Origin of the sequence: Polynucleobacter duraquae (assembly GCF_000973625.1) — a bacterium.
Lineage (GTDB): Bacteria > Pseudomonadota > Gammaproteobacteria > Burkholderiales > Burkholderiaceae > Polynucleobacter > Polynucleobacter duraquae.
Genome location: NZ_CP007501.1, coordinates 453,835 through 472,007, shown reverse-complemented (window position 1 = coordinate 472,007; position 18,173 = coordinate 453,835). Strand labels below are relative to the sequence as shown.

24 protein-coding genes are annotated in these 18,173 nt (G+C 42.6%); 8 read left to right on the top strand and 16 right to left on the bottom strand.

From position 1 onward, the window contains the following. Positions 1–3: 3 nt before the first annotated feature. Positions 4–945 carry a selenoneine biosynthesis selenosugar synthase SenB gene (gene senB / locus CL55_RS02560; protein WP_046329728.1) on the bottom strand — a complete coding sequence of 314 codons (942 nt, stop codon included), beginning with the start codon at positions 943–945 and terminating at the stop codon, positions 4–6. Between the two features lie 180 nt (positions 946–1,125). Between senB and CL55_RS02555 the strand changes: the two genes are divergently transcribed. Next, on the top strand, positions 1,126–2,052 hold the full coding sequence (locus CL55_RS02555) for a LysR substrate-binding domain-containing protein (protein WP_046329727.1): 927 nt from the start codon (positions 1,126–1,128) through the stop codon (positions 2,050–2,052). Positions 2,053–2,067: 15 nt separating this feature from the next. On the opposite strand, the gene CL55_RS02550 is transcribed toward CL55_RS02555, so the two are convergent. Together CL55_RS02550 and CL55_RS02545 are read right to left on the bottom strand one after the other, a co-directional pair. After that, positions 2,068–2,652, bottom strand: a complete 585-nt coding sequence (locus tag CL55_RS02550; protein WP_046329726.1) for a DUF3501 family protein — start codon at positions 2,650–2,652, stop codon at positions 2,068–2,070. Between the two features lie 27 nt (positions 2,653–2,679). Next, the gene (locus CL55_RS02545; protein WP_046329725.1) at positions 2,680–4,017 is read right to left on the bottom strand and encodes a heterodisulfide reductase-related iron-sulfur binding cluster; all 1,338 of its coding nucleotides are present in this window, start codon (positions 4,015–4,017) and stop codon (positions 2,680–2,682) included. A gap of 425 nt (positions 4,018–4,442) precedes the next feature. On the opposite strand from CL55_RS02545, the gene CL55_RS02540 reads away from it, so the two are divergent. Next, positions 4,443–4,880, top strand: coding sequence for a rubrerythrin family protein (locus CL55_RS02540; RefSeq protein WP_046329724.1), 438 nt, complete (start codon positions 4,443–4,445; stop codon positions 4,878–4,880). A gap of 58 nt (positions 4,881–4,938) precedes the next feature. Here the strand turns inward: CL55_RS02540 and CL55_RS02535 are convergent, their stop codons facing one another. Further along, a complete protein-coding gene (locus tag CL55_RS02535) occupies positions 4,939–5,547 on the bottom strand; it encodes a glutathione S-transferase (protein WP_052728731.1) in 609 nt (202 codons plus the stop codon). A gap of 145 nt (positions 5,548–5,692) precedes the next feature. Between CL55_RS02535 and ahpC the strand changes: the two genes are divergently transcribed. Continuing rightward, positions 5,693–6,256, top strand: a complete 564-nt coding sequence (gene ahpC, locus CL55_RS02530; RefSeq protein WP_046329722.1) for an alkyl hydroperoxide reductase subunit C — start codon at positions 5,693–5,695, stop codon at positions 6,254–6,256. A gap of 120 nt (positions 6,257–6,376) precedes the next feature. Beyond that, a complete protein-coding gene (ahpF, locus tag CL55_RS02525) occupies positions 6,377–7,921 on the top strand; it encodes an alkyl hydroperoxide reductase subunit F (RefSeq protein WP_046329721.1) in 1,545 nt (514 codons plus the stop codon). A 44-nt stretch (positions 7,922–7,965) separates the two neighbouring features. Here ahpF and CL55_RS02520 read toward each other — a convergent pair whose 3' ends face one another. From CL55_RS02520 to CL55_RS02475, 9 genes are all read right to left on the bottom strand, one after another. After that, on the bottom strand, positions 7,966–8,556 hold the full coding sequence (locus CL55_RS02520) for a hypothetical protein (protein ID WP_046329720.1): 591 nt from the start codon (positions 8,554–8,556) through the stop codon (positions 7,966–7,968). Between the two features lie 379 nt (positions 8,557–8,935). Then, a complete protein-coding gene (locus tag CL55_RS02510; protein WP_046329718.1) occupies positions 8,936–9,121 on the bottom strand; it encodes a hypothetical protein in 186 nt (61 codons plus the stop codon). A gap of 380 nt (positions 9,122–9,501) precedes the next feature. Next, the gene (locus CL55_RS10605; RefSeq protein ID WP_156156259.1) at positions 9,502–9,780 is read right to left on the bottom strand and encodes a hypothetical protein; all 279 of its coding nucleotides are present in this window, start codon (positions 9,778–9,780) and stop codon (positions 9,502–9,504) included. Between the two features lie 266 nt (positions 9,781–10,046). Continuing rightward, positions 10,047–11,228 carry a hypothetical protein gene (locus CL55_RS02500; RefSeq protein WP_046329716.1) on the bottom strand — a complete coding sequence of 394 codons (1,182 nt, stop codon included), beginning with the start codon at positions 11,226–11,228 and terminating at the stop codon, positions 10,047–10,049. A 141-nt stretch (positions 11,229–11,369) separates the two neighbouring features. Next, a complete protein-coding gene (locus CL55_RS02495) occupies positions 11,370–11,720 on the bottom strand; it encodes a hypothetical protein (protein ID WP_046329715.1) in 351 nt (116 codons plus the stop codon). 3 nt (positions 11,721–11,723) lie between these two features. Continuing rightward, complete coding sequence (locus tag CL55_RS10440; protein ID WP_052728730.1) at positions 11,724–12,626, bottom strand: ParA family protein; 903 nt, start codon at positions 12,624–12,626, stop codon at positions 11,724–11,726. A gap of 35 nt (positions 12,627–12,661) precedes the next feature. Next, the gene (locus CL55_RS02485; RefSeq protein WP_046329714.1) at positions 12,662–13,057 is read right to left on the bottom strand and encodes a bactofilin family protein; all 396 of its coding nucleotides are present in this window, start codon (positions 13,055–13,057) and stop codon (positions 12,662–12,664) included. An 18-nt stretch (positions 13,058–13,075) separates the two neighbouring features. Beyond that, complete coding sequence (locus CL55_RS10435) at positions 13,076–13,543, bottom strand: bactofilin family protein (RefSeq protein ID WP_052728729.1); 468 nt, start codon at positions 13,541–13,543, stop codon at positions 13,076–13,078. A gap of 24 nt (positions 13,544–13,567) precedes the next feature. Beyond that, the gene (locus CL55_RS02475) at positions 13,568–13,906 is read right to left on the bottom strand and encodes a bactofilin family protein (RefSeq protein ID WP_052728728.1); all 339 of its coding nucleotides are present in this window, start codon (positions 13,904–13,906) and stop codon (positions 13,568–13,570) included. A 96-nt stretch (positions 13,907–14,002) separates the two neighbouring features. Here CL55_RS02475 and CL55_RS02470 point away from each other — a divergent pair, with 96 nt between their 5' ends. Continuing rightward, entirely contained in the window at positions 14,003–14,494 is a 492-nt protein-coding gene (locus tag CL55_RS02470) for a surface-adhesin E family protein (RefSeq protein WP_046329713.1), read from the top strand. Positions 14,495–14,507: 13 nt separating this feature from the next. On the opposite strand, the gene CL55_RS02465 is transcribed toward CL55_RS02470, so the two are convergent. Further along, the gene (locus CL55_RS02465; RefSeq protein ID WP_046329712.1) at positions 14,508–14,858 is read right to left on the bottom strand and encodes a hypothetical protein; all 351 of its coding nucleotides are present in this window, start codon (positions 14,856–14,858) and stop codon (positions 14,508–14,510) included. Positions 14,859–14,969: 111 nt separating this feature from the next. Here CL55_RS02465 and CL55_RS10430 point away from each other — a divergent pair, with 111 nt between their 5' ends. From CL55_RS10430 to CL55_RS02455, 3 genes are all read left to right on the top strand, one after another. Beyond that, complete coding sequence (locus CL55_RS10430; protein WP_052728727.1) at positions 14,970–15,905, top strand: M23 family metallopeptidase; 936 nt, start codon at positions 14,970–14,972, stop codon at positions 15,903–15,905. 135 nt (positions 15,906–16,040) lie between these two features. Then, a complete protein-coding gene (locus CL55_RS10600; RefSeq protein WP_156156258.1) occupies positions 16,041–16,187 on the top strand; it encodes a hypothetical protein in 147 nt (48 codons plus the stop codon). 76 nt (positions 16,188–16,263) lie between these two features. Beyond that, positions 16,264–16,686 (top strand): FliG C-terminal domain-containing protein, encoded by a 423-nt coding sequence (locus tag CL55_RS02455; protein ID WP_046329711.1) that lies wholly within the window; start codon positions 16,264–16,266, stop codon positions 16,684–16,686. Between the two features lie 100 nt (positions 16,687–16,786). On the opposite strand, the gene CL55_RS02450 is transcribed toward CL55_RS02455, so the two are convergent. Both CL55_RS02450 and CL55_RS02445 read right to left on the bottom strand, forming a co-directional pair. Beyond that, positions 16,787–17,053, bottom strand: coding sequence for a hypothetical protein (locus CL55_RS02450; protein WP_046329710.1), 267 nt, complete (start codon positions 17,051–17,053; stop codon positions 16,787–16,789). Positions 17,054–17,266: 213 nt separating this feature from the next. Then, the gene (locus CL55_RS02445; RefSeq protein ID WP_052728726.1) at positions 17,267–18,145 is read right to left on the bottom strand and encodes a spermidine synthase; all 879 of its coding nucleotides are present in this window, start codon (positions 18,143–18,145) and stop codon (positions 17,267–17,269) included. Positions 18,146–18,173: the final 28 nt, after the last annotated feature.

The window sequence follows — 18,173 nt, the reverse complement described above, 5'->3', positions numbered from 1 at the left end:
GTCTTAATCCTTAAGTAGCTGAGTCGTCAGCTCTTGAATCGATTGCATCTCCCGATCAGGGCTTACCAAATCTTTTAGAGTATCAATCTGTTTTTTTAGTGCAGAGTAAAAATCAGGCATGGTTTCAGCACGAGATAGCAAGCTTGCAAGTTCAGCCTCATCGCCCACCGGATAGTAGCCCAGATAGTCATCTCCAAGCAGACCTCGATTCCCCGGAATATCCGAAGCAATCACTGGTACCCCTAGTGCTATTGCCTCTGAAACCACATGGGCGCCGCCCTCCATCCGACTAGAAATCACCATCAGGCGACTCCGAGAGAGCGCCTTTAATGTATCTACATGACTGAGCTCACCAATCCATTGGTAACGCTCTAAAGTTTCGCTATATTCCCCGGCAGTACGTTCCATTTGCTGATTCATGGCCATACCTAAATGCAAGACCATGATCTTTGAATTCAATGGCATTAAGGGGAGACAGCGAGCGATACAAAAAGGATCCTTCTCCTCCCTCAAATGTCCAATCACTATTACCGGGAAATCCGTACTCGTCACTGTATTTGGGGCATCAACCTGAACCGATTGATAAATTACTCGGGCTTTATGTCGCAGATGCGCTGGAATTGAATCTAAGGCTGAGGACTGAAGGACAATCAATTGATCTGCTGTCTCCATTGAGCAAACTACCTCATCATGGACTGCCATATCTCGATACAAATCAGTACCTGTCAAAACCAAGATAATTGGCCGATCAGGGAACTGCTCATGAAACGCCATGATGGATGAATAGCTTCGATAGGCATGCAGCGCTATCAGCATAGCGGCATCGTCACCTGACCAGGATTCACTAACTACAACCGCATAGCCGAGTTTCTCTAAGAAATTCTGCCAGCGTAATGCAGTGATCCGATTTCCGTGCAAACTACCTCGCGGTGCCGGCGTTACGATTTCAATCAGAGGTTTGATGTTGGGCCTATTAAAAAGTACTGTTTTTTGTATCTCTAATGGTAATGGAGATTTACTGTGCTAGTTAAGACACCCCGCGGTAATCCCTACTGATTAAATTACCTACAAATACACTATAGTTAAACCTGTTCCGCTACACCCCCAACTAGTACTAGGACGTAAATGACTCTTACTGAACTTCGCTATATCGTCGCAGTTGCACGTGAACGCCACTTTGGAAGAGCGGCAGATGCCTGCTTTGTATCTCAGCCCACCCTATCAGTAGCCATCAGAAAACTAGAGGAAGAGCTGAATACGCAAATCTTTGAGCGTACCAATACTGAAGTTGCAATGACTAGCCTAGGCTCACTGATTGTGGATCAGGCTCAAAGAGTGCTTGAAGAGGCTAATTCCCTAAAGCACTTGGCAAAGCATGGCCAAGATCCTTTATCTGGACCACTCAGGCTTGGTGCGATCTACACCATTGCGCCTTACCTACTACCCAGCTTAGTGCGGGTTGCAAGAGAGCGCTTGCCTCTTGCCCCTTTATTTTTAGAAGAAAACTTCACCGTTCGCCTTCTTGAAGTCTTACGTCAAGGAGCCTTAGATTGCATTGTGATTGCAGATCCTTTTGCCAGCACTGGGCTCAATCAAATTGATTTGTATGACGAACCTTTTTTAGTAGCAGTACCTAAAGGTCACCCTTGGGAAAATAGAACATCCATTCCGCATCGAGAGCTGAAAGAGCAAAATACTTTGCTACTAGGTACTGGGCACTGTTTTCGAGACCATGTGCTGGGCGTCTGTCCAGAATTGAATCGACTGGGCTCTGGAACAACGATTGGCGAACAGCGAAGCTTTGAGGGCTCATCCCTGGAAACGATTCGACAGATGGTAGCCAGTGGCATCGGCATTTCAGTACTGCCTAGAACGTCCGCCTCTGATAATGCATCTGCTGATCAGCTCATTCGCTATATTCCATTCGAGGATCCTATTCCCACCAGACGAGTTTGTCTCGTCTGGCGGAAAAACTTCCCACGCGCTGCTGCGATGAATGAACTAGCCGAAGTAATTCGTCAATGCGCCTTACCTGGCGTTCAATATCTTTAAGATCTAATGCTTGCTTTAGTTCAAATCAGAAACGAGCGAAGCTAATGTTTCTGAAGGAAGGGTTTGTACATGCATCGGATAACCCTTGTGATCACAGCCAACCATCATCTGAGCGCCAGCCTTTAGTGCCATCTTCATATCAGCCGTGAGATCAAAGCGCATGAAATGCACCGCAGAAGTTTTTTCGGCAGTAGAGCGCTCTAAGTCTTCGTCAGCAATTGCATAGACACGTGCTTGACCTTCGATCTCAATAAAAATCTTGTGCTCTATACCCACTAACTTCGCAAGCGCAACTTTACGATCCGCTTCATTGGGATACTCAATCATCATAGTGGCTTTGAAATCTGAACCACTAGGCACTAAGGGGTTGTAGGCATTTAACTCATCTTCGATGCCAGCATCTTCAAATGTTTTTTCTACACGCAGCATCTCTTGAATTTGATAGCGCATTAAAAACTCATTCTCAAAAATTAGTGTTACGTGATCTCCAAGATGCACGGTTCGAAGGCGGCGTTCTTTAATTGCCTTTTCACGAAAGACGGGACGCTCTTTGTGGTAAGTCTCAAGACTTAAAAGACTATCGCGTGTAATGATTCCCATACTGCTTTCTTCCTTTATTTGTATGAATTAAAGACCATATGCTTTTGCAAGCAAGGTCAATGGGTGAGCCATCTCGGACTTAGGTAAACCTAACTCTTCCATACCTTGCTCAATATGATGACCCGCTAGCTGACAGTCAGAGCTAATATAGTTTGATTCTTCCTCAGCCATTCTTCTAAATACAGGCTTACCAATTTTCATTGCCATTTCATGAAACTCTTTCTTAACACCCCAAGTACCGGAATGTCCTGAACAACGCTCTACAACATTCACCTCAGTACCAGGTACTAGCTTCAGAGTTTCTGCAGTTTTTTGACCTACGTTTTGAACCCGTGAATGGCAGGCCATGTGGTAACTGACATGTCCGAGCTCTTTACTAAAATCCTTCTTCAAGAGGCTATCTGAGTTTCGTGCCATAAAGTATTCAAAGGGATCCCACATCGCCTCTTTTACCAATTGCGTATCAGCACAATCTGGGAACATGAGTGGCAATTCTTGCTTAAACATCAAAGTGCATGATGGGATTGGAGTCAAGATAGCATAACCTTCACGTGCTAACTTAGCCAACTTCGGAATATTTTTTTCCTTGTTCTGTGCAACAGACTCTAAGTCACCCAACTCGAGCTTAGGCATGCCACAACAAGCTTCTTTATCCACAAGCTCATACGGAATAGCATTGTGTTTCAGAATCTTGATGAGATCCTGCCCTATGCCTGGCTCGTTGTAATTGATATAGCAGGTGGCATAGATAGCAACTTTTCCAGGCGTCTTAGCACCATCTACTACTGGCAGATTTTCAGATTTCTCGGCTAACTGTGGGAATGTTTTAGGGGCATATTCAGGGATCCATGCATTCTTATCTACTCCCAAGGCGCCATCCATCACCAAACGTGCCAGCCCAGTGCTATTCACAGCATTGACTGCTTGCGTAACAATTGGAATACCAGCAAAGTGGCCAAGCTTATCTGTGGAGGAAAGTAGCTTGTCGCGGAATGTAGCTTTGTCATCCTTGAAATTCACTGCCTTTGCACGAAGCATTAAGTGAGGAAAATCAATATTCCAAGGGTGTGGAGGAACATAAGGACATTTGGTCATGTAGCAAACATCGCACAAGTAGCATTGGTCAACTACCTTTTGGTAATCGGCCTTATCAACCTGCTCCATCTCCAAATCTTCAGTAGCATCAACCAGATCAAAAAGGGCTGGGAATGACCCGCAAAGACTGACACAGCGACGGCAACCGTGACAAAGATCGAAGACACGTTCCATCTCAGCTTCTAGATCAGCTTTATCGTAAAACTTAGGGTTTTGCCAATCCAAAGGATGTCTGGTTGGGGCCTCTAAACTACCTTCGCGAGTTGTCATGTATATCCTCTACTATTTGAACGTATGCAATGCATTAATTTTGTAGGGGTAAGTTTAGAGCTCGGCGAGTCGATAGTGAAATTGTATTAATTAACAATCTTCATAGAAAATACCTAATTAGCTTGATTAAACCCAATTAGAAACCCTCTCAATTGATAAATAATAGGTAGTAACCACTAACTTTTATTCAACTCCATTCCTTATTCAACGCACTGGATAGCAAAAAACCTCATAAAATAGCTTTAATTAGCGTTATATTTTATTAATTGATATTTACTTATCAGTTGTTTTTAGCTATCAAGTCAATACAAAAATATGATTATTCAAATCCACAGATTTGTTCATAATCATCGGCAGGTGAACTTTACAAAGCTAGTTACTTAGCGAATCACCCTATTTCAACTAACCGTTTTTAGGAGTTAATCATGGCTAAAACTGTAAAAGGTACAAAGACTGAGCAGTCTTTGAAAGAAGCATTTGCTGGAGAATCACAAGCGAACCGTCGTTATTTGTATTTCGCGAACCAAGCTGATATCGCTGGTGCGAACGATGTTGCAGCAGTTTTCCGCTCAACAGCTGAAGGCGAAACAGGTCATGCCCATGGTCACATGGAATACTTGATCGAAGGCGGCGCAGGCGAGCCAGGTACTGGTATGCCAGCTAAGACAGTTGCCGAAGCATTGCAAGCAGCTATCGCCGGCGAAACACATGAGTACACAGATATGTACCCAGGTATGGCTAAGACAGCACGCGACGAAGGCTTTGACGAAATCGCTGACTGGTTTGAAACATTAGCTAAGGCTGAGCGTAGCCACGCTAATAAGTTCACTAAGACTTTAGAAGCACATTTGGCAAACGCTTAATTAGCTAAGTCATTTAATTTGAGAGCCCTCGAATGAAAATTCGGGGGCTTTTTTAGGCCTACTCAATCCAAGCTGGATGCTTGTGCATGACCGAATTAAACAATTCGGATTCAATCAGTTCACCAAGCCAATTCTGAATGTTGGGGAGCGGCAATCGCTCAAAGTTTTTTTGATCAGACATTGAAAATTGCCGAATAAACGGAAAGATAGCTACGTCTACCCAAGATAGCTTATTACCCATTAAATAAGCATTTAATTTCAGCGCGGCCTCCATTGGTCCGAGCATCAACTCTATTGCGGCATTCAAAATCGCTTCTCGATTGAGATGAGGATATCTCTCGGGATACTTGTATTGATCTAATAGAGTTTTAAATGGGCCATCATTTTTTTCGAGCCACTCTATCGAGATTAGTTGATCAACCTCCAGCCAACCATCTGGATCAGAAATACCCAAGGCCCAGCGCATGATGTCCAGACTCTGATCCAGGATTAGCTCATCAACACACAAAACTGGAACAGTTCCTTTGGGGGATACCCGCAACATGGATTGTGGTTTATCGCGCAAAATAATCTCCCGGTGCTCATATTCAATACCGGCGTATTTCAAAGCCATACGAGCCCTCATTGCATAAGGGCATCTACGGTAAGAATACAAAATTGGTCTCATCGCAGCATTATCAAGCCAGTGCTCAATTTACTGATCTAAAAAAACGATCATTTATATCATTATTATTTGTTATACAAATATAGCATTCCGCTTCAGAATGACTCCTGTCGTGCATTAACTCATTTATTTTTAACAGGAAAACCCCATGTCATTAATCAACACACCAGTAATTCCATTCAAAACCCAAGCTTTCCATAACGGTAAGTTTGTCACCGTTTCCAATGAGTCCCTCAAAGGTCACTGGTCGGTATTCATTTTTATGCCAGCAGCATTCACATTCAACTGTCCAACAGAAATTGAAGATGCAGCTGATAACTATGCTGAATTTCAGAAAATGGGTGCAGAGGTTTATATCGTTACTACCGATACTCATTTCTCACACAAAGTATGGCATGAGACTTCACCTGCAGTAGGTAAGGCGAAGTTTCCATTGGTTGGTGATCCAACACATACATTGACACGTGGTTTTGATGTGCATATTGATGAAGAAGGTCTTGCTTTGCGCGGTACATTCATCATCAATCCAGAAGGTGTTATCAAGACCGCTGAAGTGCACTCAAATGAGATCGCTCGCGAAATCTCTGAAACATTACGCAAAATCAAGGCTGCTCAATACACAGCTGCTCACCCAGGCGAAGTATGCCCAGCCAAGTGGAAAGAAGGCGCAGCAACATTGACTCCATCTTTGGATCTCGTAGGCAAGATCTAAGTATCAAAGTCAGAAGTAATTAGCAATCAATAGACTCTCTTTGGAGAGTCTATTGGGCAGGATGAGAAACAAAATCCCTACCCAATAGACTCATCAAGATTCAACACTAAGGAATACAGCATGTTAGATACCAATATCAAAACCCAACTCAAAGCCTATTTTGAAAAAATAGAAAGCCCGATTATTTTAGAAGCCACTTTGGATGACAGTACTCACGCGGCTCAAATGCTAGAGCTACTGAATGAAGTTGCCGAGCAATCTACTAAGATCACTGTAAAAACCTCAGGTAGTAGTAAAAATATTCCTAGCTTTACCGTAGGTAAGGTGGATGAAGTTGCTCGTATTGCATTCTCTGGCCTACCTATGGGTCATGAAATGACTTCTTTCATTTTGGCTATTTTGCAAGCTAGTGGCTACCCACCAAAGGTTGAGCAAGATGTGATCGAGAGTATTAAAAGCTTGGAAGGTAAAAAGCACTTTCAGACATTCATTTCTTTGTCATGCCATAACTGCCCGGATGTTGTTCAGGCCCTAAACCTGATGGCCGCTCTTAATCCCGATATCGAACATGAAATGATTGATGGCGCCCTCTTCCAGGGTTTGGTTGATCAATATCAAATCATGGCTGTACCTACCGTGATTCTGAATGGCGAAGTATTTGGTCAGGGTCGTATGAGCGTTGAAGAAATTGCTGCTAAATTGGATACCAATACCTCAGCACGTGATGCAGAAAAATTGAGCGCTAAAGCTGCTTATGACTCTCTGATTATCGGTGGAGGACCAGCAGGTGCTTCAGCTGCAATTTACTCTGCCCGTAAAGGAATCAGGACTGGTGTTGTGGCTCAACGCTTTGGTGGGCAGGTAGCTGATACCGTAGGGATTGAAAACTTCATTTCCGTTAAAGAAACTGAGGGCCCTAAATTAGTGATGGCGCTTGAGCAGCACGTCAAAGAATACGAAGTCGATGTCATGAATCTGCAGACCGCCAAGAGCCTGAGCAAGACTGGCGATGAGATTACGATCACCTTAGAAAATGGTGCCGTTCTGAAGAGTAAGACAGTCATTCTGAGTACAGGTGCACGCTGGCGCGAAATGAATGTGCCGGGCGAACAAGAGTACCGCGGTAAAGGCGTTGCTTACTGCCCTCACTGTGATGGTCCGCTCTACAAAGGCAAGCGTGTCGCAGTAATTGGTGGAGGCAACTCTGGGGTTGAGGCTGCAATTGATTTGGCGGGCATTGTGAGTCATGTCACCTTAGTTGAGTTTGACACTAAGTTGCGTGCCGATGCCGTGCTGCAGAAAAAAATGCATAGCATGCCTAACGTTACGGTAATTACTAACGCATTAAGTAAAGAGGTGTTGGGTGCCGACGGTAAGGTAACTACCTTGCGCTATGAAGATCGCACTAACAACCAGATACATGACATTGCGCTTGAGGGTATCTTTGTTCAGATCGGCTTGCTACCGAATACAGATTGGCTCAAGGGTGTGATTGATTTATCTCCTCGCGGTGAAGTGATCATCGATCAAAAAGGTGAGACTTCCATGCCCGGTGTCTTTGCTGCCGGAGACTGTACTACAGTACCTTACAAGCAAATTATCATCGCTATGGGTGAAGGAGCAAAGGCATCACTTTCAGCATTTGATTATTTAATTCGCTCATAACAGCGAGCTCGCTCAGACCCCAATCAGGTCTGAGCGCCAATCATCTAGCTTTCGGCTGCTACCTGTGCCTCAGCAAATCTCATTTCTAAAGCGAGACGCTTAAAGGCCGACTGATCTGGATATTGTTTTGCCAAATAATAAATAAGCTCACGATCAGTTTTGCCAAACTGATGATCCTTAAGCATCGTTCTTAAAGCCCAAATTAACTGCAGGGAGGCGCGCTCATCTAACAAAATACTCGCCTTGTCTTCTGCACTCTCATCTAACTCTTGAAGATTAATTTCTTTGGCAAAGGATAGTAGCTTTTGTGGCATGTCCCACTTGACAACATTATGAGCCCAATACAAAAAACGTTTTAAGTCGACCCGCATATTCTGAGCGGAAAAATTTTGCATCCAAGCATGCTCGATCAGCAGATCTAGCTTAAGCTTAAAATCAGAATAGAGGTCTTCAAAATTATCCCGGTCGAAATGGAGCTCTCCCGCAGAATCCCTTCTTGGGAATTTAATTTGACGGGGATTTATTCCGAGCACTAAAGCAGCCGCTTGCCATGTATAAACATATTGCTTAGAAACCCAATGGTCCCAATCCAATTCAGTCATAAATTTCACTTCATTTGATATCAATAAGAACATAGCTTACTACGCCTTAGATATTAAATATTGAGAAGTGGTGGGGACTGAGTGAGATAGACTCTTGATAACCCAACCCACTTGTATCTACGTAAACTCTGTATTTCAAAAATAAGACCTTGAGGCTCATAAAAACCTCAAAGTACGGCCTTGATATGGTCTTAGTTCTTTGAACCTTCTGAGGTTTTAGAAGCCTCAGAGGCATATTTTTCAGCGATAAAAGAGAAATGTTTTTTGACTTCAGAGTCTATCGCAACATCTTCAGATTTAAGAGGCCCTGAATTTGGTTTAGCCTCATACATAAAAAAGTAGAACCCCGCTATCATCACTAATAGGGCAAAGCTAATCGGGCCAATATATGTCCTCATGGGCTTTTTCCAGCTTAGGATATCTTGACAATATCAGCCCGGAGAGGATGAATTACATTTGGCAATATTTCTGTTGGATTGAATGATCTTGCAAGCCGCTCCTGCCAAAGTAGTCGATCCTTAACCAAATCATCAATTTCTAATTGAATAAATGTTGCTGAGACTGCTGATAAATCACTCTTTGCTTGGAACTGGTTCATAACCTTATCTCCTAATAAAAGCGTCAACACATGATTACTATCCTAGACGCTCTTGCAAGCGAGATAAAGCTATTTGAGCAAGTAAAAGCCGTTTTCTCGCCTAATGAAATATTTTCATAAGTAATTGATTTATATCTATTTTATTAATGGCAATGAAGGCAATTACTACCCTCGGAATACTCTTTAGGTAGATAAATGAGTAACTTCATTAATCTATCGAAAGATTTTAAAAAATATATAAGGTAAGCATTAGAACTTGTTGATAAATATGGAATTTTATCGTTCTGGGCATTTCAATATAAATAAAAGTAGTGCGAGAAGGCTTACTTATACCCAAATTGTCTGCATAAAGACTGAAACCAAAATTAAGGGTCTATCTCTTAAACATTAATCATTTCCCAGCTACCTTTTAATTTCACATGAAAGGCATCGGTATAGCGATAAAACTCAATTTCATTAAAGCGTCCATCAGCATTCAAAAGATGATTAAACAAAGCAGAAATATTCCAGGGCTCCCAATCAAAGCCTGGTTTTTCTGCCCATACCTTGGTGCCCTTTTCCTGCTTAATAAACTGACTCATAAAACCAATCATCGTGGCAACATCTTCGCCATAGGTCACAACTGCGCGTAAATATTTAGGCTCATCAAAAAACTTCATTTGTATAACTAAATAGGGTAAGGCAAAGGCTAAACATTTATGCCTGCGGGAGTTGCGAAAATAAACCTGTTTGGTAACTGACCATGGCTGATCTGAGCTATTTAGAGAAAAGTCAAAGACCCAAGAAGTATTGTAAAAAAAGATGCATTGGCGACCAGCTATTTCATTAATGACTTTTTGTAGAGGAGTAGTCTCGCGAAGTAATCGCAAGTGCTCTATAGGGTGAAGCTTGTCTTCTTTTTTAGATGCTGAATTATCTATATCACTCACTCTTGCCTCTTAAATTGCTCAAAGATGAATGCTGACTTATCACCTACGTCTCTACTAATACGATAGACATAATTCTGATCGTAGATAAAAAAATATTTTCGTAAAAATGGATCAGCCAATACAATCTTTTTAAAATTACCTTGGCCAAGGTTATTTACCAGGGCCACAATCTTCTGAGAATCAATTGTAGGGGTTTCAAGTAAAGCTTGCTGAGCTTGCACTCTTGTCAATAATTCAGCTTTATTGGTTGACCCCTCATAAAAAGCTGGGCAACACTTTACAACGCCCTTGGGCCGAGCTCCAAGCCATACAAACTCATCGTTACCATACTTTATTGCAGCAGGAGTAATCGACAGCTTTTGAGCGCTGCCTTCTGCCACCCATACCCCCAACCAGCGCTCATTGATAGCTACAGTTTGAGTATTAAGCTCAGCTGGAGCTGCATCACTACCAGATGTTTCTGTACTAGCGTTTGGATTACTAGAACTAGTCTCTACAGGACCCTGAATTTCTATAGCCTTAGGGGCCTCGACAATCTCAGGGCCAACGATATTTTGAGAAAGTGCGTAAAACATGCCCCCTAGGACAATTAAATACAGCATGGAGCCGATGATCATGGTGATGGGCAATGAATTTCTAGATCCTTGCCCGACTCTGCGTGAAGTATTCACAGGTGATTGGGTGTGAGCGACTTTTACTGATTCAGAGGTGGTTTCGGAGAAGTTATCCTTTAAGGAATCCAGGGAGGGGGCTGTGTGGCTAGGATGCTGTGATGGACACTCTAGCGAATGTGCATAAGATAAAGCCTCCTCCAAACTTGCAAAGACTTTATTGCGGCATACCAATTGGTTTAATACCGCATTTCTCTCTAGATTGTATTTAGTAACCAAATACAACTTATAGGCATCGTGTTGCAAGTCTTTGGGGCCAGAGTATCTCGCACCCCTTTTTTGGGGCATCGGAAAAAAAATCCCCGCAACTAAAAAAGCTAGTCCCACCAGTAATTTAAATTGCACTGGATTTTGTATTTGACTCCGAATAAATTGCTGCAATCCCTCGCTATCCAGTCCCATAACTTGACTTTGGACTGCAGCGAACAACAAAGTAAGACCGCACAAAACAGCGATCACCTTCAATACAATCTGCGAGTAGCGAGAATATGCTGAATTGTCAGGCACTAAAATTCCTTAATAAATATAAAAGGAGTACATATTGAACTCAAGGACCCAAAAAAAATTTCTACCAATTAATCTATTTGGCGGCCCACTGTATGATCAAACCAATGCCATTATGCTCAAGCCGAAAGCCCTAAGGATGGACTAGGATATGCGTTTTGGAGGGGCGCCATCCGCTACTTGCTGTTGACTGGACTCCCCCCCTTTTGGGCTAGCCGAAGGATCTGGCTCTTTATCTTTAGCGGCCTCTTTTGGAGCCTCTGCAGGCTCGTCAATTCTTACAAAAGTATCCGTTGTACCAAAGTTATCGACCCAGTGGAAGACTTCCATAAACTGTTCTTTGGGCATAAAACGCAAAGCGGAGTCATCGTAATTTTTATACTCAACATAGCTCACGCCTAACTCATTGGGAGTATAGAGTCGCTTCACGGCAACTCGATGTCCATATTCATCTTCAAATACGTCGTTTCTGTACGGATCTTTCGTGCTTGTCATGAGTTAATTGTCACCCCTTCTCAAGAAAGAGGGCACCAAGCCCACCTTCTTCAATCGATGTTCTGTTGAGCCTTCATCTTTTAGCTCCGACACAGGTAAGGTGTTTGCAATGCCGCCGTAAAAATTGAGGCCACGTGCTCTTTCACGATAATCATCTAGGACGCTCACTTTTTTCACGATCGCACGATTTAAAGAGTTGCCACTAATCGAAATTGATTTTCTAACAATGTTCCGTTCAATGATTTTTTTAGAAATATATTTCCCAAAAATAGAAAAATTCTCTGCAATTTTTTGATCAGGACAGACACATAAAAAATCTTCATACACATAACTATCAATTGCTGGTGTTCGATAGACAGGTGGAGTAATTTGGCAATTCATGAGAAAGTCTAAGTTGGTAAATGTTGCGTGTGAAGAGTACCCCTCTTCCACCTTACTAGGAACCACCAAAATAAACTGTTTGTTGACCGCAAGACGAGACATGCACTGTTGCGCATATTTCAGAATGAAAATTTCAGTACTTGCCATTTCAAATTTAGAGTTCGAACTGGGCACTAAAACCATATCAAAATCTAAGATAAATTGTTCAGACATAGCCGGCGTCCAAGTGAGGTCACAAATACAGACCTCAACTCCGGATGAATACTTGCGAACGCCCGAGCGAGCACTCAGAAGAGCCGCCCCGCTACTTTCATAATTGACGTCTAGGCAATGGACTTGGACGCCAATATCTGGCGCTTTCTTAGCCCAGCGAGAAGAAGATGCTTGAGGATCCATGTCAATCAAGGATACTTTGATGTTTTCTTGTATCGCAAGATAAGCTGCTAGGTTAACGGCAATCGTGCTCTTACCAACACCACCCTTTTGGTTGGTCACTAGAATTTTGATTGTGCCATTGGTATACATATTAATAACTCTTTTTTGCCAAAAATACTCGGATCCTATTTGTCATCATGATCATCATCGCTGATAATTTTGGAAAGTAGCCCGCTCAAACGTGCGCCTTGTTCGATACCAATCTGAGCGTAAATAATATCTCCATGGACATCTGCGCCACTGTGTAATTCCACTCTTTCAGTTGCAAGCACATTGCCTTCTACTCGGCCTGCAACCAAAACTCGCACCCCAGAAATATTACCTTGTACTAAGCCAGTTTTACCAAGCGCAATACAAACGTCTGCTCCTGCCTTAGTTTTGATATCACCAACCACCGTACCATCGATTCTTAGAGACTTTGTTGCCAACAAACTCCCAGTGATTTCTAAATCAGACCCAATAATTGAGCCGAAGGTTTCTTTAGATGGATCAAGTAAGCGTATTACAGTATTTTGTTTCAAAGCAATATTAGTTGCAGGTTAGTTTTTATTAAATTTACCGCTAATCTTGCCGCCACGTTGAATATGAATATATTTGTAGTTGATATTTCCACTCACGTTAGCAAGGGGGCCAACATTCAAGTCATCGCAGTTGACATCACCCTTCAAGTTTCCCTTAATCACCAGGTTTTCAGTGTTAAGTTCACCATCAACTTGGCCGGTAGAATCAATCAAAACAGATTTGGCGGTGACCTTACCACGCACAATCCCAGATATATTCAAGACTCCATCAGAAACTATCGTACCTTCAAAGGTAAAACCTTCACTCAGAATCGATGGCTTGGTATTGATGGGAGAACGAGTAGGCATTTCACTTCTAAAATTTTGATCGACTGGCTCAGATTCAAGCTCTTCGGGCGCATTTGACTGAGAAAAATTGTCAGTCTGCTCTTGCATATCTTGCTCTGGGTTATTTTGTGAAGTGGAATTTTTTGAAAAGATAGACATCGTCGTATGTTCTGCTTAAGATGATTAGGAATGGGGATTGAGATTATGTAATTCACCATGCAAATGGCCACCTTTTTCAATCTCAATTTCAGAATAATTAATAGAACCGCTAACCTTACCAGTAGACCGAATAATTAAACTACGGGTTGAAGAAATATACTCATTCACTTCACCGCGAATATCTACAGTCTCACCAGACAATTTGCCACGTACGACACCCGTTGCCTCTATGATGACTTGTTTTGCAGTAATCTCACCCTCAACGACTCCTGAAATGGAGGCAATATCTGGAACTTCAAAATTCCCTTTGAGAACCACACCTTCACCTACAAATAGGCAACCTTGTTGATTTGCTTCAGCCATGCTTAACACTCCTTGGGCGCAGTACTTCTATTATTGACATTAATTACAGTGATTTTATCAGTTGAAACACCCTTCTAGGGCTTAAACGCACTATATATGAACAATTTAAATATTTCACGCCCCAAAATTTACCCTCTATTTATGACAAAAAAATGGACCTTGATGGTTTTAACGGCTTTTTTACTTAACCCGCTTAATGCCAGCTATGCTGGGTGGAGCTTTGTCTCCTCTGATGCACTGGGAAATAACTATTACTACGATGATAGTAAAACCGTCAGGGAATCCCAATCAGAGCAAGTGAGCACCTGGCTATTAACAAGCTATTCTCAAGCTCTCTCTGGCCCAAATGGAGAACCTACTCTTTCTGTAATTCAAGACATATCCTACTTTTGCCGTGCTGGCTATGAGAGCTATAAGCAGTTTTATATTGGCTATTACGCAGGTTCGGAGGGCTCTGGCACCAGTTTGGGGGCTGAAAATACCCCGAACTCGCCCTGGGAACGTGTCATTCCCGATACGATGAGTGATGTCTTATTCCAGTTTTTTTGTAAACTAGGTCAGCCCAATAAGGGTCAAAGCGACAAGTAGTCGCTGGAGCTAATTACTGCTTCACTTCTGGAGCAGAGTCTGGCTTATTTTCAGCAGCGTTTGCAGGTTTGGAGAAGTAACTCATTGGATAAGTAGTCTCGGCTCCAAATGGCCCCCGAATCCAGATTTGATCGTTATATCTCACGTAGCAACTGCGGCTCACGCTACCTGTGGCACTGACGCTGTAGGAAAAAAACCAATTGGGCTCAATCCTGCCTGTTTCAGAGGTACAAGGCTGAGCGGTAATGTACAAAATATCGCCATGGGCCGGCATTTGGCCAATGATTGCTCCTTGAGCTATTGGATTGCCTAATAGAAAGCAGCCAGCTAACAGGATTTTAAAAGTGGGACGTAATAAATTCATGGGGAGCGAATGACAGGATCACTGTAAAGTAAACTTGTTGGTATTATAGGGTACCTTGTAGCTCAAGCTAAGTAATTTTATTCAAAAAAATCAAGCACTTATAGATTATCAATGCAACTATTTTGGGTTTCTGGATCGACTGGTTCGATTAAACAAATCAATATCACCAAAAAGAGTGTCTTACGCTTAGTGGCTGTTGTTAGCTGCGCGTTTTGCGCCTTTGGGATTTTGATTTTTTATACCGGCATTACCATTGCATTTGAAGTTAACCCTGAACTAGCTAAAGAAGTTACCGGAGTAGTCACACCTGAAGAGCGCTCAAGACTAGACGGTATGTATCGTCGAGAGCTGGCTTCATACCAAGAGCGTCTCAAGGAGGCCAGCACCACCTTTAATGAACTCAAAGCCATTAAAGACCGCTACCTTGCCATCTCTACCCCAAGCACTATTAAAGAGAAGCTCCTAGATCCCGCACACCTTGGCGGCCCTCTAAAACCAGTGAACTTTCAATTAGATCCCACCAAAGCATTGGTCGATAATCTTGAGGATCTTGTCAACAAATCAAATCAAATTCTCGATATTGCCACCAAGTTAGAGCCTGAGTGGCAAAAGCAATATAGCTGGCTCAGAGCCCTACCGATTGGTCCGCCGATTGATGCTAGGCTGGGTATGACCAGTAACTTTGGTGTCCGTATCGACCCCATCACTCAGCAATTGGCACAGCACTCTGGCATTGACTTTATTACCCCGACAGGCACACCTATTGTGGCATCAGGTGATGGCACGGTGCTTAAGTCAGCGTTTGATCCAGCGTACGGCAACTTTATTGAAATTGCCCACAACGAAGGCTTTGTTTCTAAGTATGCTCATAACAGCAAACTCTTGGTCAAGGTGGGGCAACTGGTGAAGCGCGGTCAAGTGATTGCACATTCAGGATCTACCGGCAGATCGACTGGCCCGCATCTTCACTATGAGATCCATCAACACAATACTTATCTGAACCCAGCAAAGATTCTGGTTTACGCCCCACCCTCAAAGTATTGGTAAGCCCACTTAGACCTCTACAACCTTCTAGGCTCATAGCGAATGGTTTTGAATGTCTCCGCTACTAGACAATTCAACAAGTACCTTCTACTAAGCAAGTTCTCTGTGAAGTAACCTTTATTGAGCTATGCCCCGACTATGAAACCTTTCTACAAATACCTCATCAGCGTACTCATCTTCTTAGGCCTAGCAGTTTCGATTGATCAATTCATTTGTAATAAATGGGTCTACCATGATTACGCTGCCGGCATGGATCTTAAGCTGGCCTGTTTTTGGAAGTCTTAAGCTTTTCCTTTTTAGCAGCTTTACTCAAATAACTTGATCCCTCAAACTCTTTTTTACTAAAGCACAACTGTCACTCATGACCGTAAAAAATGCTGCAGATATTCTGGCGCACCTTCATCAAGGGCAAGTTAATCTAGGGGTAAAACGTATTGAGTCTCATGATGCCCAAGTTGCTCAAGCTATTTTGGATCATCTCTTTAGCTTTGAAGACTTAGTATTTTTATCTGATATTGATATGCAGACGCTCCTGCTCAAGATTTCCGATAAGACCTTAGTTATTTGTTTAAAAAATGTTAGCAAACCGCTTGGTATCAAAATACTGAGAGCCATGACTAAAGCTAGGGCAAGCAGTATCGGGCAAGATTTACAAAATAGTGAAAAGTTAAGAGTCTCAGAAATCGAGGCAGTGCATTTAGAGGTGTTAAAAGTGGCTTATGAGTTACACCAAGCTCAAAAAATCATACTACGTAAATCTGCCGTAGATGAGAAATACATTTAAGCTGTCATGGGCATTTCAGATACATTAACAATGATTGCCAAGCTAGGCATTACTTAATATCACTGACCACAACTAAACAGAAATGCCCGCCCTGAATGAGTTACTTATGAACGCCTGCTTCTTGCATAGCCAATGCATGCGCTTTGCGCTCAGCAATCTTTTGCGCCGTCTTTTCGATCTCATGATTGTGCAATAAAACTTCATGCAATCTGCGATAGAGAAACTCCAAAGAGATGGCAATAGCAAGCAACACAAAAAAAGTGATCCACTTGTCATAAATCAGGCAAAGATCAGCTGCAGTTAAGCCCGCCAGGGCTTTTAAGCGAATAAAAGTGGTTTCAGGAAAATGTACCGACAATACGCTCATGATTAAGAATGCTTATTAATGGATGATTAAATGTAACAAAAAGTTATTGCAATATAAAGTCGCACTGCACAAAAACAGGGCCTCCCTAGGCCATATGCCTTTTTGCCCTATCTTTCGCGCATCTTTTAGTTACGACATTTCAGGCATTCCCGTTAAGAAACCATAATAATTATAGGGTCTATATACGATCTTGATGTATTTTACTTATGTAATTTAGGTCCACTGACCCCCATCGAGTAGTACCTGACTTTCCTGCAAATCAATTAATTTAATCAATCCAGGCTGTAATACTTCGCTTAATTGAAACGGTAATCGCTTTTGTACACTGATTTCTTGAGCAAGCTGAGCAATACTGTTTAGTGGCAACCCCCTGAACTGTGGCAGAGCAATCACAATCTTGTTGCCTGCCGTAGGGACTCGTAAGGTATACACTTCCTTAAAGACCTCTTGATAGGTTCGCAGCATCGACCTGTAGAGCGGATTGACTTTAGGGGTACTCCACATATTGGCGATAATCGCGCCAGAGGGCTTGAGCGCATTTTTAAGTGAGAGCAAAAACTCCCTAGTTGCCAAATGCGTGGGGATCCCTGCTGCCGTATAGGCATCTAAAAAGATGAGGTCATAAGGCTTTTGAACATTTTCAATAAATGCTCGGCCGTCTTGAATGTACGCCTTCAATAAGTCATCTTCCAGAAAATTAAAATACTGTTTGGCCAAGGTAATAATTTGTGGATCAATATCGACCACATCTATTTGGGCAGCTGAGTAATATTTACGCAAAAACATCGGAATATTGCCACCCCCTACCCCAAGCACCAAAATGCGATCGAGCTGCTGGGTAAAGGCCAGGCCAATCATGGCTGATCTAGCATAGGGCAAACCCAAATAATCAAGATCGCCTTTTTTGACCACGCTTTGACGTGGTCCATGTTGCCCAAAGCGCAGTGTACGAATTCCGTCAAGATCTTGAGTCACCCTCGTTAGCCCAAACATCGTTTGGCCTTCATAGAGCAAATCTTCTTTAGTCGTGACGAGCCTTACACCGTCAGCCGACCTCACAACAGATAGGAAGGTCTTAATTTTGGTAAGCATGGTTAGGGGTGATCACGCTAGTGCCTAA

Bases quoted from the DNA above. Each gene is read 5' to 3' on its own strand.
- ahpC (WP_046329722.1), top strand. From the start codon at position 5,693: ATGTCATTAATCAACACACCAGTAATTCCATTCAAAACCCAAGCTTTC.
- CL55_RS02475 (WP_052728728.1), bottom strand. From the start codon at position 13,906: ATGGCTGAAGCAAATCAACAAGGTTGCCTATTTGTAGGTGAAGGTGTG.
- CL55_RS02465 (WP_046329712.1), bottom strand. From the start codon at position 14,858: ATGAATTTATTACGTCCCACTTTTAAAATCCTGTTAGCTGGCTGCTTT.
- CL55_RS10430 (WP_052728727.1), top strand. From the start codon at position 14,970: ATGCAACTATTTTGGGTTTCTGGATCGACTGGTTCGATTAAACAAATC.
- ahpF (WP_046329721.1), top strand. From the start codon at position 6,377: ATGTTAGATACCAATATCAAAACCCAACTCAAAGCCTATTTTGAAAAA.
- CL55_RS02510 (WP_046329718.1), bottom strand. From the start codon at position 9,121: ATGAACCAGTTCCAAGCAAAGAGTGATTTATCAGCAGTCTCAGCAACA.
- CL55_RS02535 (WP_052728731.1), bottom strand. From the start codon at position 5,547: ATGAGACCAATTTTGTATTCTTACCGTAGATGCCCTTATGCAATGAGG.
- CL55_RS02445 (WP_052728726.1), bottom strand. From the start codon at position 18,145: ATGCTTACCAAAATTAAGACCTTCCTATCTGTTGTGAGGTCGGCTGAC.
- CL55_RS02540 (WP_046329724.1), top strand. From the start codon at position 4,443: ATGGCTAAAACTGTAAAAGGTACAAAGACTGAGCAGTCTTTGAAAGAA.
- CL55_RS02550 (WP_046329726.1), bottom strand. From the start codon at position 2,652: ATGGGAATCATTACACGCGATAGTCTTTTAAGTCTTGAGACTTACCAC.
- CL55_RS02450 (WP_046329710.1), bottom strand. From the start codon at position 17,053: ATGAGCGTATTGTCGGTACATTTTCCTGAAACCACTTTTATTCGCTTA.
- CL55_RS10600 (WP_156156258.1), top strand. From the start codon at position 16,041: ATGAAACCTTTCTACAAATACCTCATCAGCGTACTCATCTTCTTAGGC.
- CL55_RS02545 (WP_046329725.1), bottom strand. From the start codon at position 4,017: ATGACAACTCGCGAAGGTAGTTTAGAGGCCCCAACCAGACATCCTTTG.
- CL55_RS10440 (WP_052728730.1), bottom strand. From the start codon at position 12,626: ATGTATACCAATGGCACAATCAAAATTCTAGTGACCAACCAAAAGGGT.
- CL55_RS02555 (WP_046329727.1), top strand. From the start codon at position 1,126: ATGACTCTTACTGAACTTCGCTATATCGTCGCAGTTGCACGTGAACGC.
- CL55_RS10605 (WP_156156259.1), bottom strand. From the start codon at position 9,780: ATGAAGTTTTTTGATGAGCCTAAATATTTACGCGCAGTTGTGACCTAT.
- CL55_RS02520 (WP_046329720.1), bottom strand. From the start codon at position 8,556: ATGTTCTTATTGATATCAAATGAAGTGAAATTTATGACTGAATTGGAT.
- CL55_RS02455 (WP_046329711.1), top strand. From the start codon at position 16,264: ATGACCGTAAAAAATGCTGCAGATATTCTGGCGCACCTTCATCAAGGG.
- CL55_RS10435 (WP_052728729.1), bottom strand. From the start codon at position 13,543: ATGTCTATCTTTTCAAAAAATTCCACTTCACAAAATAACCCAGAGCAA.
- CL55_RS02470 (WP_046329713.1), top strand. From the start codon at position 14,003: ATGAACAATTTAAATATTTCACGCCCCAAAATTTACCCTCTATTTATG.
- CL55_RS02495 (WP_046329715.1), bottom strand. From the start codon at position 11,720: ATGACAAGCACGAAAGATCCGTACAGAAACGACGTATTTGAAGATGAA.